At 70.1% G+C, this 17,613-nt stretch carries 14 protein-coding genes and 1 pseudogene; 9 read left to right on the top strand and 6 right to left on the bottom strand.

The genetic code is table 11. The features are described 5' to 3' along the window. Positions 1-299: 299 nt before the first annotated feature. On the bottom strand, positions 300-1,607 hold the full coding sequence (locus tag ACWD3I_RS39250; RefSeq protein WP_365409702.1) for an ABC transporter substrate-binding protein: 1,308 nt from the start codon (positions 1,605-1,607) through the stop codon (positions 300-302). 135 nt (positions 1,608-1,742) lie between these two features. Next, positions 1,743-2,834 (bottom strand): substrate-binding domain-containing protein, encoded by a 1,092-nt coding sequence (locus ACWD3I_RS39245; RefSeq protein ID WP_365409705.1) that lies wholly within the window; start codon positions 2,832-2,834, stop codon positions 1,743-1,745. 197 nt (positions 2,835-3,031) lie between these two features. Between ACWD3I_RS39245 and ACWD3I_RS39240 the strand changes: the two genes are divergently transcribed. Together ACWD3I_RS39240 and ACWD3I_RS39235 are read left to right on the top strand one after the other, a co-directional pair. Beyond that, positions 3,032-3,733: a TetR family transcriptional regulator gene (locus ACWD3I_RS39240; protein WP_451084308.1), complete on the top strand. Its 702-nt coding sequence runs from the start codon at positions 3,032-3,034 to the stop codon at positions 3,731-3,733. A 152-nt stretch (positions 3,734-3,885) separates the two neighbouring features. Then, on the top strand, positions 3,886-4,299 hold the full coding sequence (locus ACWD3I_RS39235; RefSeq protein ID WP_365409708.1) for a Zn-ribbon domain-containing OB-fold protein: 414 nt from the start codon (positions 3,886-3,888) through the stop codon (positions 4,297-4,299). Positions 4,300-4,366: 67 nt separating this feature from the next. Here ACWD3I_RS39235 and ACWD3I_RS39230 read toward each other — a convergent pair. Then, positions 4,367-5,711, bottom strand: a pseudogene (locus ACWD3I_RS39230) (Gfo/Idh/MocA family oxidoreductase). 188 nt (positions 5,712-5,899) lie between these two features. Here ACWD3I_RS39230 and ACWD3I_RS39225 point away from each other — a divergent pair. Then, positions 5,900-8,668: an alpha/beta hydrolase gene (locus ACWD3I_RS39225; protein ID WP_365409711.1), complete on the top strand. Its 2,769-nt coding sequence runs from the start codon at positions 5,900-5,902 to the stop codon at positions 8,666-8,668. 69 nt (positions 8,669-8,737) lie between these two features. Here ACWD3I_RS39225 and ACWD3I_RS39220 read toward each other — a convergent pair whose 3' ends face one another. Further along, a complete protein-coding gene (locus ACWD3I_RS39220) occupies positions 8,738-9,118 on the bottom strand; it encodes a PPOX class F420-dependent oxidoreductase (protein ID WP_266884437.1) in 381 nt (126 codons plus the stop codon). A gap of 120 nt (positions 9,119-9,238) precedes the next feature. On the opposite strand from ACWD3I_RS39220, the gene ACWD3I_RS39215 reads away from it, so the two are divergent. The 3 genes from ACWD3I_RS39215 to ACWD3I_RS39205 all read left to right on the top strand — a co-directional run bounded on the left by ACWD3I_RS39215 (position 9,239) and on the right by ACWD3I_RS39205 (position 12,608). Beyond that, a complete protein-coding gene (locus ACWD3I_RS39215) occupies positions 9,239-10,249 on the top strand; it encodes a hypothetical protein (protein WP_365409714.1) in 1,011 nt (336 codons plus the stop codon). Between the two features lie 60 nt (positions 10,250-10,309). After that, the gene (locus tag ACWD3I_RS39210; RefSeq protein ID WP_451084307.1) at positions 10,310-11,128 is read left to right on the top strand and encodes an SAM-dependent methyltransferase; all 819 of its coding nucleotides are present in this window, start codon (positions 10,310-10,312) and stop codon (positions 11,126-11,128) included. A gap of 97 nt (positions 11,129-11,225) precedes the next feature. Further along, complete coding sequence (locus ACWD3I_RS39205; protein ID WP_365413363.1) at positions 11,226-12,608, top strand: S1 family peptidase; 1,383 nt, start codon at positions 11,226-11,228, stop codon at positions 12,606-12,608. A 96-nt stretch (positions 12,609-12,704) separates the two neighbouring features. Here ACWD3I_RS39205 and ACWD3I_RS39200 read toward each other — a convergent pair whose 3' ends face one another. After that, on the bottom strand, positions 12,705-12,869 hold the full coding sequence (locus tag ACWD3I_RS39200) for a hypothetical protein (protein ID WP_365413365.1): 165 nt from the start codon (positions 12,867-12,869) through the stop codon (positions 12,705-12,707). Between the two features lie 137 nt (positions 12,870-13,006). Continuing rightward, on the bottom strand, positions 13,007-14,170 hold the full coding sequence (locus ACWD3I_RS39195; RefSeq protein WP_365413361.1) for an ROK family transcriptional regulator: 1,164 nt from the start codon (positions 14,168-14,170) through the stop codon (positions 13,007-13,009). A gap of 170 nt (positions 14,171-14,340) precedes the next feature. Here ACWD3I_RS39195 and ACWD3I_RS39190 point away from each other — a divergent pair, with 170 nt between their 5' ends. The 3 genes from ACWD3I_RS39190 to ACWD3I_RS39180 are packed head-to-tail and all read left to right on the top strand — an operon-like array spanning position 14,341 to position 17,609. Continuing rightward, on the top strand, positions 14,341-15,306 hold the full coding sequence (locus ACWD3I_RS39190; protein WP_365413359.1) for a carbohydrate ABC transporter permease: 966 nt from the start codon (positions 14,341-14,343) through the stop codon (positions 15,304-15,306). 16 nt (positions 15,307-15,322) lie between these two features. After that, positions 15,323-16,255 (top strand): carbohydrate ABC transporter permease, encoded by a 933-nt coding sequence (locus ACWD3I_RS39185; RefSeq protein WP_365413357.1) that lies wholly within the window; start codon positions 15,323-15,325, stop codon positions 16,253-16,255. 10 nt (positions 16,256-16,265) lie between these two features. After that, entirely contained in the window at positions 16,266-17,609 is a 1,344-nt protein-coding gene (locus ACWD3I_RS39180) for an ABC transporter substrate-binding protein (RefSeq protein ID WP_365413355.1), read from the top strand. Positions 17,610-17,613 lie beyond the last annotated feature (4 nt).

The following is a 17,613-nucleotide window of genomic DNA, read 5'->3' as shown; positions in this document are numbered from 1 at the left end:
GGGCCAGTGGCCGGAAGGTGAAGCCGGGGCCGGAGACGGCCGGGCCGGTGGCCGGAGTGTTCAGTCGTAATCGGAGGCGGCGGGCCGGTGCAGCCCGTACCTGAAGTGGCCGGGCCGGTGGCCGGAGGCGGCGGGGCCGTGTCGTCGGTGGGGCAGGGCCCCATGCCCGACGGAGGTGCGTGAGGTGGGGAGGGGCGGGTGTATCGGTCCTGGTGCGGATCCGGCCCGTCGCGCGGCGCGTCCGGTGGGTCCGGCCCGTGCGGGACGGCTTCGGGTGCGGCCGCGGTCGCCCCGGTCCGCTACTTCGCGAGCTTGAGGCCGCGCTCCGTGATGCCGGACTCCGCCTTCTCCTGGCCCGCGTCGACGCCCGCCGTGAAGCCGGACCCGGCGGTGGCGTCCTGGACGGCGGTGTAGACGTCCATCTGGTTCGGGCCCCAGGTCCAGCCGGGCACGATGGTGTCGACCTGCTCGGAGGCGAGCGCGTAGAGGTCCTGGCCGTTCAGGTACGCGGTGTCGAACTTGGCGGCCGCCACCTCACGCATCTCCGGGTTGGCCGGCAGGGCGCTGCTGGGCGACTCCAGGTCGGCGAGCCGGGCCTCGACGCCGGCCTTGTCCGTGGTGAGCCAGGTGATGAACTCGGCCGCGGCCTCGGCGTGGTCGCTGCCCTTGAGGACACCGTAGGAGGTGCCGCCGTAGTTGCCGCTGGCGGCGATTCCCCAGTTGGGCATCGGGGCGGCGGCCCACTTGCCGGAGAGATCGGGCATCGAGGTCTTCATGCCGCCCGCGGACCAGGAGGCGCCGAGGAAGGAGAGGGTCCTGCCGGAGGCGCGGGCCTTGGTCTCCTCGGGGCTCCAGCCGGTGAAGGTCTGGACGAGGTCGTCCTTGACCAGACCGTCCCAGTAGGCGGCGACCTTCTTGGTGTCGGCGTCGTTCACGCCGGCCTTCCACGCGTCGCCCTCGGTGCCGAACCACTTGCCGCCGGCCTGCCAGGACAGCGCGGCCAGCAGTGCCGGGTCGCTCTTGGGCATGGAGGCCAGGCGGACGTTCTTGTCCTCCTTCTTGACCTTCTCAGCGACCGTCTTGAACTCGTCCCAGGTCTTGGGAACTTCGATGCCGTACTTCTCGAAGAGGTCGGTGCGGTAGTAGTACAGCTGCGGCGCGGCGTCGTACGGGACGGTCCAGGTCTTGCCGCCGAAGGTCACGAGGCTCTGGATGGACTCCGGGAACTTCGACTTGACCGTTTCACCGGCGTATTCGGTCAGATCGATCAGGTTCCCCTGGCTCGCGAACTCGGGGACCATCTGGTACTCGATCGTGGCCACGTCGGGCGCGTTGCCCGCCTTCACCGCGTTGGCCATCTTGCTGTAGCCCTCGGTGCCGCTCGGTATCTCGGTGAACTTGACCTGGATGTCCTTGTGGGTCCTGTTGAACGCCTCGACGGTCGACTTGGCGCCGAGTGTCCAGGTCCAGTAGTTCAGGGTGACCGGCTTGCCGTCGGACGCGGAGTCGGACGTGTCACCGTCGCCGCCGCAGGCGGTGGCGAACAGGCCCAGGGCTGCGACGGCGGCTACGGCTGCGGTGCGGAACGAACGTGAAGTGCGCGTCATGTACGGCTCCTACGAGACCTCGTACGGAAAGAGGCGGTCGAAGGACATCTTTTGTGCGCACACGATCGGAGTCAAGAGCGTTCGCGCAAGACAATCAAAACGATCGAACAACGCTCATCGATCGATCATTCAGCTTCAACTCGCCGAGGGATCGCCACCGCAGGAGGAGCGGATCCTCAACTCCGGGAGCAGGTCCAGGTGTTGACGCGGACCCGGCCGCTGACCACTCCTGCGCTCCGCGAGCCGCTGGAGCAGCAGCTGAGCGGCGAGTTCCCCGACCGAGCGCTTGGGCGGTGCGACGGCGGTGAGCGGCACGTCGGAGAGGCCGGCCACCTCGTCGTCGTAGGCGATCAGCGCCAGATCGCCCGGCACGCGGATGCCGCACGCCTGGAGTCGGGGCACGAGCACGATCGCGTCCTCGTCGCTGTGCACCAGTGCCGCGGTGACGCCGCGCTTCTTCACCGCTTCGACCAGGTAGTCGACGCTCGCCTCATAGTCGCCGTGCTCACGCACGCTCGGGGCGGCCGTGTCGACGTCGAGCCCCAGGGATTGCACCGCCGCCTGGAATCCCGCCGAGATCTGCACTGCGTGCGGGCCGTCCTGCAGCACGGCGGTGATCTTGCGGTGTCCGAGCGAGGCGAAGTGACTCACGGCGACCGCGGCCCCGTGCGCCCGGTCGGTGCGCACCCGGTCGAGTACCGCCGCCGGGTTCGCGGGCGGCGCGGAGCGCTCCACCAGAACGGCCGGCACATCGCGCTCCAGCAGCCACTTCTCCTGGCCGTCGACGGGGACGCCGCCGAACCAGCTGGGTGCGACCAGCAGCCCCTCGGCTCCGCCCGCCACCAGGTGCTCGGCCTGCACCGCGTCCTCGGCGTCGACATATCCGGTCACCCCGAGCACGAGCCGTGCTCCCTGCGCGGCGACGGCCTCCCGGGCGCCGCGGACGATGTCGGCGAAGATGTAGTTCGTGGTCGGCACGATCATTCCGATCACGACGCCCTCGGAGTCCTCCGCCCGCTCCCGCACCTCGACCGCCCCCTCCCCCGGCCACACCACCGCGCCATGCAGCCGCTGCACCCGCCCCTGCGCCGCCAGCGCCTCCACATCGCGCCGCAGGGTGACCGCGGAGACCCCGAGTTCGGCGGCGAGTTCGGCGACCCGCAGGCTGCCCCGCTGCCGGACAAGTTCGAGTACCCGCTCGTGGCGCTGGTCGACGTGCAGTCGCATGGAATCCCCCTGGGGCGAGGCCGGACGGACGATCTACGGGCCGACGCGGAGCGTGATCCCGAATCGCTCACTCTACGCCCACAATCATATCGATCACTTTCGATCAATACGATCGACCATTACAGCGTGCGGCACTCAGTTCCCCATGAGAGCGCACCGAGTGCTGCCCATGCCGCTCCGGTGCTACGTTCCCGTCCATGAGCGAGAAGACGGAAGCGGCCCCCACCAAGCCGCCCATGCGGGACGCCCTGATCGGAGCGGCTTTCCAGCTGTTCACGGAGCGGGGGTACGAGCAGACCACGGTCGACGACATCGTGTCGCTCGCCGGGGTCGGGCGACGCTCGTTCTTCCGCTACTTCCCCTCCAAGGAGGACGTGGTCTTCCCCGACCACGAGGGCTGCCTGGCCGACGTGACGGCCTTCCTCGCCGCCGGCGACGACGCGGACGAGCCGGTGCAGCGGGTCTGCGACGCGGTCCGGCTGGTGCTGCGGATGTACACGGAGAACCCGGCCTTCTCGGTGCAGCGCTATCGGCTCACCAAGCAGGTCCCCGGGCTGCGCGCGTACGAGCTCTCCGTGGTGTGGCGCTACGAGCGCGCCTTCGCCGACTACCTCCGTGGACGGCTCGCCGGGCGGCGCGACGGGGCCCTGCAGGCCGACGTGGCCGCGGCGGCCGTCGCCGCGGCGCACAACAACGCGCTGCGCTCCTGGCTGCGCTCGGACGGTGAGGGCGATGTGGGTACGGAGATGGACCACGCGCTCGGGTACGTCAGGTCCGCGTTCGGCGCGCCGCCCTCCGACGCCGAGCGCACCGAGGACGTGGTGGTCCTCGTCTCCCGGCGCGGGGCGCCCCTGTGGCGGGTCGTCCAGGAGATCGAGGCGACGCTCGGCGAGGACTGATCCCCCGACCGATCCCCCGACGGGACCGCCGAGAAATTCAGGGTACGCAGTACCTTTACTGGTGGCACTCAGTGCCATACATTGATGGCGTGCACGGTGGCACAGCGAACCGGGCATGTGGGATTCCGCCCGAGCGCAGGGAGTTGACCAGCGTGTACCACCACTCAGCCAGCGTTGCCCGTCAGGGATTCGGCTCCGCAGCGGGCCTGCTCGAACCGTCGGCCCCGGTGTCCGACGCCATGCTCTTCCAGCGCTGCACCTGGTGCGGCACCGCGATGTACCACCGGCTGCTGTGTCCAGTCTGCCAGGGCAGCGACCTGCGCACGGAGCGCAGCGAGGGCATGGGGATCGTCCGTCACTCCTCGGTGGTGCACCGCAACACCCCCGCCGCGCGCAATGTGTCGATGATCGAGATGACCGAGGGGTTCGTCGTGCGCGGCCGCGTCATGGGCCCGCTCATCGGCATCCACAGCGGGGACCGGGTGCGGCTGTCCGCGGCCAAGGACCCGGTGCGCGGCGAGCCCGTCTTCCAGCTGCTCGACGAGCCCTACCGCGCCTGGAGCTGACGGGGCCGGGCCGCTCCACCGCTCCCGGTCGGATCTCCTGGTCACCCGACCCACCCCGCGCATCGGCTCAGTCGTCCCACACCCCACGGATCAGCGCCCGCACGGCCACGGGCCGCCCCGTCTCGAAGCACCGGTTGGCGGCGAGCCCGACGGCCAGTGCGCGGGCGCCGTCGCGCTCCGTGGGGTGTGGGATGTGCCCCCTCCTCCGTCACCACGCCCGCGTCCACGGGCCCGAACAGCGCGTCCAGCATCCGCGGGTCTCCCCCACCGTGCGCCTCGTGCGCGGTGACGAGCGGCACCTCCACCGGCGGCTCCCACAGCGGCCGCAGTACGAGCCGCGCGCCCCCGGCGTGCTCCGCGGCCGTGTCCCCGTGCAGCGCTCCGGTGCCCGAGGTGATCCGCGTCGCCGGCCGCTGCCAGCGGCTCTCCTCGACCTCGAGCTCCAGCCGCCCGGCGCTGCCGTTGAACATGACCCGGTAGCCCTCCCACGGGGAGTAGGCGGTGAGGTGGTACGTCATCGTCGCGCCCCGCGTGTAGCGCACCAGGACCGCCATGTCGTCCTCGATGGTGACGGGCTCGCCGAAGACGTTGCGGTCCCTGACGTATCCGTCGTCCTGCTCGGCGTCCAGGTACAGGGCGCGCAGTGTGTCGTCGGCCGCCAGGTCCAGGGCGAAGGGGTCGTCGGCGGCCGGCTCGGCGCCGTGCGCCCGCTCGTAGTCGCGGCGCAGCCCGTGGCGCTCGCCCGCCGCACTGCCGTAGAAGGCGAGTCGTCCGTAGCCGAAGACCTCGTGCGGTACGTCGGCGAGCCACCAGTTGACCAGGTCGAAGTGGTGGCTCGACTTGTGCACCATCAGCCCGCCGCTGCTGAGCTTGTCGCGGTGCCAGCGGCGGAAGTAGTCGGCGCCGTGGCGGGTGTCGAGGAGCCACTCGAAATGGACGGAGACGACCTCGCCGATCGCGCCCTCGGCGAGCAGGGCGCGCACCTTCTCGTGCACGGGGTTGAACCGGTAGTTGAAGGCGACGGTCAGGGAGTTGCCGGTCTCCCGGACGGTGTTCAGGATGCGGGCGCAGCGGTCCGCGTCGACGGTCATCGGCTTCTCGGTGACCACGCGGCAGCCCGCCTCCAGGGCGGGGACGATGTAGTGGTCGTGGGCGGCGTCGACGGTGGTGACGACGACCTCGTCGATGTCCTTCTTCGCCAGCAGGTCGCTGAAGCGCTCGGGTTCCCACTGCGTGGCGGCGCCTTCACCGGCCTCGGCCAGCAGCCGGTTGTGGAAGGCCATCCGGGTCGGGCTGGGATCGCACAGGGCGGCGACCTGGTGGCCCGGGCGGGCGGCGAGGGCCCGGGTGTACAGCTGGGCGCGGTGGCCGGTGCCGACGACTGCCGCGCGGAGAAAGGGAGTTCGGCTCATTGTGGGGGCCTTTCCCGTCGTACGGCACACCAGTCCTGCGTGCGCTCCGCTGGCTTGATCACATCCCTCGGACCTCACTCGTCCCTCCTCACAGACAACCCACAGACGCTCCGCACCCGTCCTCTGTGACGCGAGAGGCTTTCCGGGACCGACGGGACGCCTGCGCTCTGGGTTTTGAGGAGTGAACCTTGATCCGTGCCCGGCGAATATGTGTGACCGCCGTGGCGGTGCTGGCGGCCCTGGCGGGCTCGCCCGGACCGGTACAGGCTCAACAGCCGCCCGATACGGGGACGTTGAGTGCGAGTGACGAGAACGGACTGCCGCCGGGATGGCGGATCGACGGGGAAGGAGCGGCGCGCGAGCTGGTCTGGCGCGCTCCGAAGCACGTACCCATGGGGGACGCGCGCGTCGAGTTCCGGGCCGGGGAGCGGCTGCTCGGCGTGCCGCAGCCGGCGAAGGACGGCCGGACCTTCCGGCTGAACCTCGCGGAAGCCACCACCAAGGGCCTGACGGACCTTCAAGTGACGGCCGCAGGACGCCGGTTGGACGCCGCCGCCGACGACCAGGGCAAGGCCTCCCGAGTCACCCCGAAGCAGTCCGCCGCGCTGCCCGCGAACTCCGTCGACCCCGGCAAGCCCGGGTCGTACCGCACGGTCAGCGGGGAGTACGAGCTCGACCCGGTGCGCCTGCCCGGCTACAAGACCCCGATCGAGATGCAGGCGGAGGTCATCGCCCCCAAGGGCGCCACGGGCGCCCGTCCGCTCGCGCTGTTCCTGCACGGCCGCCACTCCACCTGCTACAAGCCGGGCGCCGAGGACGACGTGACCGGTGAATGGCCCTGCCCGGATGGCTACAAGTCGATCCCCAGCTACCGGGGTTACGAGCGCGACCAGCAACTCCTGGCCTCCCAGGGCTATGTGACGGTGTCGATCTCGGCGAACGGCATCAACGCCCAGGACGCGGAGGCCGATGACGCCGGCGCCCAGGCGCGTTCCTCGCTGGTGCGGCAGCACCTCGCCCGCTGGGCCGCCTGGACCGCCCGGCCGAGCACCGCCCCGGCCGCCGTACGCCAGGGCGCGAAGGCCGATCTCTCCCGCGTCCTGCTCGTCGGGCACTCCCGCGGCGGCGAGGGCGTCAACCGGGCCGCGATGGACAGCCTGTACCCGCCGCCCGCCGCCCAGGACGGCTACCGGGGCCCGGTGCGCTGGAAGGTGCGCGGCACCGTGCTCATCGGACCGACGATCTTCGGCCAGAATCCGGTGGCGGACGTGCCGTCCGTGACGCTGCTGCCGGGCTGCGACGGCGATGTGTCGGACCTCCAGGGCGAGGTGTACACCGACGGGACGCGCGGGATCAGCCGGGGCGGCGCACTGCACAGCGCGGTCTACATGGTCGGCGCCAACCACAACTACTTCAACAGCGAGTGGACCCCGGGCCAGGCCGAGGCCCCCGCCTGGGACGACTTCTGGAAGGACGAGGAGCGGCCCGACCCGGTGTGCGAGCCGGGCACCGGGACCAGGCTGACCGCCGACCAGCAGCACAAGGCGGGCGCCACCTACATCGCGGCCGCGGCCCGGCTGTTCCTCGCCGGGGACGACCGGGTGCGTCCGCTGCTCGACGGCTCCGGCAAGCGGGCGCCGTCCGCCGACCCGGCCCGGGTGCTGACCCACGCGGTCGGCGGTCGACGCGCCGGCGGCTTCCTGCCGGACGGTCCGGTGAAGGTGACCGGCGCCCGGCTGTGCGAGGCGATCGATCCCGACCCCGCCGTGTCCTGTCTGCCCCCGGAGACGGAGGGCTCCTCTCCGCACTTCGCATGGTGGGAGACCGAACGGGAGACCGGCCGCCGCGCGGTCGACCTGAAGTGGTCGGCGCCCGGTACGGCGGCGCGGATCACCCCGCCGAAACCGCTGTCGATGGCCGGTTCGCAGAAGCTCGCGCTGCGGGTCTTCGTTCCGCCGAACACCACCGGAACCAAGCTCGACGTGTCCGTCACCGACGCCGCCGGCCGCAAGGCCGACCTCGGCCGCGTCCAGGTGGACGGCCTGCCGGGCTCCGACCGCACCTCCTCCTACTGGGCGCGCGAGGTACGCGTACCGCTCACCGCCGCCACCCGCGCGGGGCTCGACCTCAAGCACGTCAAGTCCCTTGACATCACTCCGCGTTCCGGCTCCGGACAGGCCTGGCTGATGGACGCCTGGGGCTGGGCCGCCGGTACCCCGGCGGTCAAGGCGGCGGCGCTGCCGCGCGTCGACGTCGGCCGCACGGTCGTCAAGGAGGGCGACTCGGGCACCGTCACCTACCGGATCCCGGTGCGGGTCTCCGGGCACGGCAGCGGCCAGGTCCGCGTGTACGTCCTCGACCCGGACTCCGGTTCCGGCACCGAGAAGCTGGTCACGGTGAAGCCCGGCAGCAACACCGTCGACGTGCCGGTCGAGGTCAAGGGCGACACCACCTTCGGCTACGACGTGCAGCACGACATCGCGGTGAAGGCGGTGCGGGGCGCCGTCGTGGGAGCCCACCGGGGCGGGATCACCGTCCAGAACGACGACCCCGAGCCGGTGATCACCCTGACCCCGGTCGCCGACCGGGTGAACGAGGGCGAGACGCTCAAGTGGCGGTTGTCGCTGGCCGAGCCCGCGGCCGTGGACATCTGGCAGCCGGTGCGGGTGCTGCCGGTGACGGAGGGGGCCGAGCTGTCCACGAAGGACGTGGATCCGCAGTGGCTGATGGACTACGCCGGTGACGTGCCGGACCCGGAGCGGCCGCTGTCCCAGGCGAACCTGTGGGTGTGGATCAACATCCCGGTCGGGAGCACGAGCGCCGACTTCGATGTCGTGACGATCCAGGACCAGTTGGCGGAGCCCACCGAGTCGCTGCGACTCGCGCTCACCGACTACGACGCCGAGCCGCTGCCGGACCGCCCGGTGCTGACAGGCACGGTGCTGGACGCCTCATAGCCGGCCCGCTCACGGAGTCAGGGGGCACGGACCGACCGGTCCGTGCCCCCTGGCCGTGTTGTGCGTCCGTCACAACGTGACGCGGATACCGACCGTGCCGTTCACTCCTCGGCGCAGCCGGCTGCCGAGGAGGCTCAGCCGGCCGGTGATGCCGTACTTGCGGGCGATGAGCCTGCGGTAGTGGGCACTGGCCTCGGCGTCGCAGATCTCGGCGGTGGCCCGGACCGGGTCGCCGGTCGGGTTGCCGCGCAGGTCGCAGGGGCCGACGAGGACGTCGGCGCGGGCCCGGATCCGCTTGACCTTCCAGGAGTCGGCGACCGTCCACACGCCCAGGGTGTCCCCGTCGCGCACCACCCATACCGGGGTGGGAACCGGGCTGCCGTTCTTGCGGTAGCTGGTGATCAGCAGATACTTCCCGGCACCGAGCCGGTCCAGCGGCGTGTCGCTCATGGCGGGGAGTCTAGGCAGGGATCATCGGGCCGCTGCTCCCAGGGGGCGCGAACAATTCGGTTCACCTCTGGTTTCGTCCGGGGGATGCTGGTGGTGACGCACCGGACAGGGGGCTTCTACGTGACCTGGAAACCTGATGACGGCGTACACGGCACGCTGGAGGTCGTGTGCGACGAGTCGGGGTCGGACGGGGAGAACCTCACCGGCGGCAACACCGACGTGTTCGCGCACGGCAGTGTGTCCATGCCGACGGAGGTCGCCGCCGCGTACGTCCAGGAGGTCCGGGACCGGATCCGCTCGCCCGCCACCGAGTACAAGGCCAACCATCTGCTGCGGGAGAAGCACCGGGACGTCCTGGAGTGGCTGCTCTCGCCCTCGGGACCGATCGACGGGCATGCCCATGTCCATCTCACCGAGAAGGCGTACTTCGTCGTGGACCGGGCCGTCGACCTGCTGCTCGGCGACGGGACGGAGGCGCTCGCCCTGTACCGGCTGGGGCGGCGGGAGTTCGGCGAGGAGCGGTGGCGGGACTTCCTCGAAGCGGCCAACCGGCTGCTGCGGGTCCGGGTCAACGGGGAGGCGGACGGTCCCGTCGACGGGTTCTTCCGCACGGTGGACGACCTGCGGCGCGCGCATCCCCGTACGGAGATCCTGGAGCGGCTCGCGGCGGCCCGGCCCCGCGCCGACGCCTACCGGGCGCGCCTGCTCCAAGGGCCGCCTCTGATCCCCGTACTCAATCCGCTGCTGCCCGCCATCGTGCACACGGTCGCGCACTGGAGCGCGGGCGGGCGCACCGTGCGGGTGGTGCACGACCGGCAGAACATGCTCACCGAGCAGCGCATCGCGTGGATCGAGGAACAGGCGGCGCGGGCCGGGATCGGGTTCGCCGGTCTGGAGCTGGTGCAGGCGCGCTGGGACCCGCGGGTCCTGCTGGCCGACTTCCTCGCCGGCATCGCCCGCAAGCTGGCTTCCGACGAGCTGAACGGGCGCGCTGACCCGGCGCTCATCGCGTTGCTGCGCCCCTTCGTGGGGCCGACGTCGGTGTGGGGTGACGCGCGCAGCCGGGCCTCGCTCACGGAAAACGCGGAAAGTGCCGCAGCCCCCTCACCAAACATCAACTCCGCCGTCTAGATTGCCGGTTGACGTCGTACACCAAGTACTCCACCAGGCATTCCAGGAGACCCGAGCCCTGTGACGGACGCCGAGGACCTCACCGCATCACTGCGCCGGCGGATCAACACGCTGCAGCCGCACACGGCGCGGATCTGGAACTACTGGCTGGGCGGCGGGGACTACTACGAAGTCGATCGCGCGGCGGGTGACCGGATCCGTGAACTGCACCCGGGCATCGCCGAGTACGCGCGCGCCGACCGGCTGTTCCTGGGGCGCGCGGTACGGCATCTCGTCGCGGAGGCCGGGGTCCGCCAGTTCCTCGACATCGGCACCGGGCTCCCCACCGCCGACAACACGCACGAGGTCGCCCAGCGCCTGGCACCGGAGTCGCGGATCGTCTACGTCGACAACGACCCGCTGGTCCTGGCCCATGCCCGCGCCCTGCTCACCAGCACGTCCCAGGGGGCGACCGACCATCTCGACGAGGACCTGCGCAACGTGCAGCAGATCCTCCAACGGGCCTCCGCCACCCTGGACTTCACGCGCCCGATCGCCCTATTGCTGCTCGGCGTGGTCATCTTCATCGACGACGAGGAGGACCCGTACGGCATCGTGCGACGGCTCATGGACGCGTTGCCGTCCGGCAGCCATCTCGTGCTGTCGCACACCGTCGTCCACCCGTCGATGCCGGACGTCGACAAGGCCGTGCGGTTCTGGAACGCGCACGGCACGCCCCGGCTGACCCAGCGCCCGCCCGAGGCGGTGGCCCGGTTCTTCGACGGACTCGACCTGCTGGAGCCTGGAGTGGTGTCGTGCTCGCGCTGGCGTCCCGAGCGCGAGCACGGCGCCGAGCCGCAGCGGGTGGCCCTGTACGGCGGAGTGGGGCGCAAGAGGTGAACGCAGACGCCCCTGGCCCCGTATGACAGGAGGGCGCTCGACTACCGGAGCGCCACGCGGTGTTGATGCCGTGCTGTTCGGGGTTCGGGAGCCATGCATGAGGCACGCACGACGACGGATGGTCCGGCGAGTGACACGGCTGGCCGCCGTCGGCGGACTCCTTCTGGGCTCGGTGATGGTCACACGCGCCATGGCCAGCGAGTCCTCGGACGCCTCCGCCCTGCCGCGTACGACCGCGCAGTCGGCCTCGGCCACGGGCTCCGACCTGGTGTCGCGGCTCGGCACGTCCCGTACGGCGGGCTCCTGGATCGACTCCGAGGGCCGGCCGGTCGTCGCCGTCACCGACAAGGACACCGCCGCCCAGGTTCGCAAGGCGGGCGCCACCGCGAAGGTGGTGCAGCACAGCATGGACGACCTCAAGTCGGCGACCGGCACGCTGCGTTCGGCACCCCGGGTGGCCGGCACGTCCTGGGCCGTGGACTACCGGACCAACGAGGTGGTGGTACGGGCCGACAGCACCGTCTCCGCCGCCGACTGGTCCCGGATGACCGAACTGGCCGAGAACATCGGCGGCTTCGTCCGCATGGAACGCACCGAGGGCACCTTCACGACCCGTGTCAACGGGGCGCAGCCGATCCTGTCGACCGGCGGGCGCTGCTCGGCGGGCTTCAACGTGACCAACGGGCAGAGCGACTTCATCCTCACCGCCGGGCACTGCGGCCCCACGGGCTCCGTCTGGTTCGCGGACAACCGGGGCCGGACGCAGATCGGTAAGACCATCGAGCAGAACTTCCCCGGCGCCGACTTCTCCCTCGTCCAGTACGACGGCGGAAAGGCGGGGAACGGCGCCGACGTCGTGGCGATCGGCAACGGCAACGGTGTACGGATCACGGGCGCCGCCGACCCGACCGTGGGGCAGCGGGTGTTCCGCAGCGGCAGTACGAGCGGACTGCGCGACGGTACGGTCACGGCGCTCAACGCGACGGTGAACTATCCCGAGGGCACGGTCACCGGGCTGATCGAGACGAACGTGTGCGCCGAACCCGGGGACAGCGGTGGGCCGATGTTCTCCGAGGGGATCGCGCTCGGTGTGACGTCCGGCGGGAGCGGTGACTGCACGACGGGCGGGACGACGTTCTTCCAGCCGGTGACGAAGGCGATGAGTGAGCTCGGGGTCCAGATGATCGTGTCGCAGCAGCAGGCGGGGGCCGGGCAGCAGGGTGCCTCGCCGGCGCCGTCCGCGGCGGCCACGCAGGGCGCGATCGCTCCCGGCGCGGCCTCGCCGGGCTCCTCGGCTCCCGCTTCGGGCGTCGGCGCGACCACGCAGACGCTGCTGGCCCGGCTCACGGACACCCGGAACATCGGTCCGGGACTCCTGGTGATCGGGGGCAGTCTGATCGCGCTGGTGGCGACGCGGTACATCCGCGCCGAGCAGGACCGCAAGGCGTATCAGCGGTACTACTCGGCGACCTGGGGCTGAGGAGGCGGCCCCGGCGTCGGCCGGGGCAGGGGAAGCGGGGCATGAAAAAGGCACCCGTGCGAGCGGGTGCCGTCGATGGTCTGCCGAGTGGAGGCGTCAGACCGACTGCGGGGCCGCGGCGGCCCACTCCAGGACGAGCCGCCGGTACTCCTCGCGCTGCTCGCCGCTCAGTGTCCCGCCCGACCGGAGCCACAGGGCCCTGATCTCCTCGTTGACCTCGTCAGCCGTTCTATCGAAGGCGGATTCAACAGTGGTGGACATGGTGTGAAGCATACGGCTCCGGAGGTGAAGGCCACGTGAGTAAGTACGAGTAATTCGGGCATTTCGGACCGTGTTACTGATCACGTACATCTGTCAAGGCAGGTCGGACAGTTCGGGCGCCCCGACCGTGGCGGAACTCACGCTTCCGCCGTGCCCAGCACCAGCACCTGGATCGCCAGGACGGCCGCTCCGCGGGCCCAGTCGTGAAAGTCGGACACCTTGGTCTCCAGGTCAACGGGGGCCGCCAGCGGGTGTCGTCCGGCGCGGACGGCCTCGGCCACGGACTTCCCGGCGACGTCCATCAGACCGACCCCTTCGCCGGCGAGCAGGATCTTCTGCGGCATCGCGAAGTTGGAGATCTGCGCGACCAGGGTGCCGAGAGCACGCGCGGCCTCGTCGATGACCCGGGCGGGCATGGGCTCGCCCGCGGCGGCGAGGGCGAGGATCTCCTCGTAGCTGTGGTCGTGGCCGGTGGCGGCGTGCACCTGGTAGCGGATGTTGGGGATGGTCAGGAACGAGACGGCACTGCCGCGATCCCCCTCCGGGGTGAGCGGACCGTTGGGGTTGACGATCCAGTGCCGTCCGAAGCCGCGGTCCTCCTCGGCGTAGGGCACCCTGCGCCCGCCCAGCACCAGTCCGTAGCCGAGGCCGGCGCCGATGGTGAGGACGACGAAGCGCTCGAGTCCGCGGCCGGCGCCGAACCAGGTCTCGGCCTCGACGAGGGCGGCGACGTCGTTCTCGAGCACCACCGGCAATCCCGTGCGCTCCTCGACCAGTTCGGCGAGCGGGACGTCCCGCCAGTGCAGGAACGGGGACTCCCCCACGACGGCACGCCGCCGGACCAGGCCGCCCACCCCGATCCCGATGCCGGCCAGACGCGAGCCCTGCGCACGGGCGAGTTCGTCGGTCATCTCGGCGAGCAGATCGGCGACTTCGGCCGGGTCATGGGTGGCCAGGGGGCGGTCGTGGCGGGCCACGATGTCACTTCTGAGGGTGGTGACGACGCCGTAGACCATGTCGTCGGTGATCTTGAAGCCGATGAAGGAGCGGGACTCGACGACGACGTCGAGCGGCTGCGAGGGGCGACCGGTACGCACCTCGGCAGGAGCTCCCGCTTCGGGGACCTCGATCAGCAGGCCCGACTCGATGAGGGGTTTGGTGAGCCGCGTGAGACTGCCCGCGGACAGGTCGAGGCTCCGGGCGAGCTCGGTACGCGAGAGCGGTCCGTTGACGAGCACCTCGATCGCCACCGAGCGTTCACCGGGGCTCAGTGGATGCCAGCTGGCGGCTACTGCGGTCATGAAGGTCAGTCTCCCCCATCAGGTTTCTTTCGTTATGAAACCAACATGACCACTCTACGTCGCCAATGATGGCCTGGAAAAGATGTTTGCACACCTCTTGACGTCTGGATTCTTTCGCCACAAAAGTAAGTGACCCGAGGACGAGCCGCCGCAGACGAGGGAGTCTCCCGATGACCATCGCCTCCAGCAGCCCCCCGTCGCGTCTGCCGCTGGGCAGCGCCGAGGGAGCAGCGACGAAACCCAGGACGCGGAAGGCGCGGGCCCGCGAGGGCGGGGGCGACGGACGGCTCGCCGCGGTGTTCATCGCGCCGGCCCTGCTGGGCTTCCTGGTCTTCCTGCTCTGGCCGACGCTGCGGGGCATCTACCTGAGCTTCACCCGCTTCAACCTGCTGACTCCGGCGGAGTGGGTGGGCCTGGACAACTACACGCGGATGGTCCACGACCCCATCTTCTGGGACTCGTTGAAGGTGACCGTCGAGTACGTGTTCATCAACATCGGCATCCAGACGGTCTCGGCGCTCGCGATAGCCGTCCTCCTGCAACGGCTGACGCAGTCGGCGGTACTGCGTGGGATCGTGCTCACGCCGTATCTGATGTCCAACGTGGTCGCGGGCATCGTCTGGCTGTGGATCCTGGACACCCAGCTCGGCATCGGCAACGAGATCATCGCGGGGCTCGGTTTCGACCGCATCCCGTTCCTGGCCGACGAGACCTGGGCGGTCCCGACGATCGCCCTGATCAACGTGTGGCGGCACGTCGGGTACACCGCATTGCTGCTGTTCGCGGGGCTCCAGGCCATTCCGAACGACATGTACGAGGCCGCGAAGGTGGACGGCGCGAGCGAGTGGCGGATGTTCTGGCGGATCACCATACCGCTGCTGCGGCCGGTCCTGGCGGTCGTTCTGATCATGACCGTGATCGGGTCGTTCCAGGTCTTCGACACCGTCGCCGTGACGACCAACGGCGGTCCGGCGAACGCGACCAACGTGCTCCAGTTCTACATCTACGGCGCCGCGTTCGGCCGCTTCCAGTTCGGCTACGCCTCCGCGATGTCGGTGGCCCTGCTGGTCGTCCTGAGCGCCATCACCTTCCTGCAGTACCGGCTCACCCGGGCCAGCCAGACGGATCTCGGCTGAGAGGGGAGACACCGACATGGCTGCTGTGACCGCGCCGACCGCACCTGCGGCGCCCCGTGTACGTCCCGTCCGACGCCGCCCGTCCCTCGGACGGGTCGTGGCCTGGGTGGCGATGGCCGCGATGATCCTCGTGACCCTGCTGCCGTTCTACTGGATCCTGCGCACCGCGCTGTCCTCGAACGCCGCCCTCGCGGCCCACCCCGGCGACCCGCTGCCGGTGGACTTCACCACCGGCGGCTTCGAGCGCGCGCTGGGCCTGCAGTCCACCGAGGAGGCGATCGCCCAGGGCGGCTCCGGCGGCGGACTGAAGTTCTGGCGCTATCTGATCAACTCGGTCGTCGTCTCGACCCTGATCACCGTCTGCCAGATCTTCTTCTCCGCCATGGCCGCCTACGCCTTCGCCCGGCTGCGGTGGCGCGGACGGGACAAGATGTTCGGGCTGTTCCTCGCCGGCCTGATGGTCCCGGCCATCTTCACCCTGCTGCCGAACTTCGTGCTCATCAAACAACTCGGCCTGGTCGACAACCTGTTGGGCATCGCCCTGCCGACGATGTTCATGACGCCGTTCGCGGTGTTCTTCCTGCGCCAGTTCTTCATGAACGTGCCCCGGGAGGTCGAGGAGGCCGCCCTGCTGGACGGCGCCGGCAAGATCAGGATCTTCTTCCGGGTGATGCTGCCGATGGCGTCCACGCCGATCCTCACCCTCGGGGTGCTGACGTACATCACCTCCTGGAACGACTACTTCTGGCCGCTGATGGTGTCCTACAGCGACAGCTCACGCGTGCTCACCGTGGCACTCGCCATCTTCCGGGCGCAGACCCCGCAGACCGGCTACGACTGGTCCGGCCTGATGGCGGCCACGCTCATCGCGGCCCTCCCGATGCTGGTCCTCTTCGGTGCCTTCGCGCGCCGCATCGTCAGCACCATCAGCTTCACCGGCGTCAAGTAAGGGGACTGGGATGCGAATTCGTACCGTAGTGGCGGCGACCGGAGCCCTGGCCCTGTCCCTGGTGTCCGGGTGCGCGCAGGGCGGCGCGGCCGGGTCGGGCGCGAACACCGTGACGTACTGGCTGTGGGACGCCAACCAGCTGCCCGCCTACCAGGCCTGCGCGAAGGGCTTCGAGAAGGAGAACCCAGGACTCGACGTCAAGATCACGCAGATGGGCTGGGCCGACTACTGGACCAAGCTCACCGCGAGCTTCATCGCCGGCACGGAGCCGGACGTGTTCACCGACCACATCCAGAAGTTCGGCCAGTTCGCCGACCTCAAGGTGCTCGAACCGCTGGACGACCTCGGCATCGACGACTCCTCCTACCAGGCCGGCCTGGGCGCCAACTGGACGGGCCAGGACGGCCATCGCTACGGCGCACCCAAGGACTGGGACACCGTCGCGCTCTTCTACAACCAGAAGATGGTCAAGGACGCCGGGCTCACCGCCGACGAGCTCAACACCCTCGCCTGGAACCCGCAGGACGGCGGCACCTTCGAGAAGACGATCGCGCATCTGACCGTCGACAAGAACGGCAAGCGCGGGGACGAGCCCGGCTTCGACAGGAACAACGTCAAGGTGTACGGCCTCGCCACGGGCGGCGCGGGCGACGGCGACGGGCAGACCACCTGGAGCCCGTTCGTCGAATCGGCGGGCTGGCACTACACGGACAAGGCGCGCTGGGGCAGCAAGTACCAGTACGACAGCAAGACCTTCCAGTCGGTGGTCGACTGGTACTTCGGCCTGGCCAAGAAGGGCTACCTCGCCCCCTTCACCGACTACACCGACGGCGCGAACCCGGCCAACGCCCAGGTCGCCTCGGGCAGGGCGGCGGCCTCCTTCGACGGAGCCTGGATGATCTCGACCTACTACGGCACCAAGGGCCTGAAGGTCGGCACCGCCCCCACGCCGACCGGCCCGACCGGCAAGCGGGCCACGATGATGAACGGCCTCGCCGACTCGATCACCAAGAACGCCTCCAACATGGCGGGCGCGAAGAAGTGGGTGAAGTACCTGGCCTCCGACGAGTGCCAGAAGACCGTCGGTGGCTACGGCATCGTCTTCCCGGCCACCCCGTCGGGCACCGAGGCCGCCGTGGCCGCGTACAAGAAGAAGGGCATCGACGTGTCCGCCTTCACCGAACCGGTCACCGACAAGAAGGACTCCGCGACCTTCTCCTTCCCGATCACCGACTACGCGGCGGACGTCTACGCCCTCATGCGCCCGGCCATGCAGGACGTCTTCGCCAACGGGGCCCCCGTGAGCGGCCTGACCGAAACCAACGACCAGATCAACTTCATCCTCGGCCAGTGAAAGG

The sequence above is a fragment of the Streptomyces sp. NPDC002817 genome, from assembly GCF_053592055.1.
The sequence above is the reverse complement of the archived record's forward strand: the minus strand, read 5'-3'. Positions and strand labels throughout refer to the sequence as shown.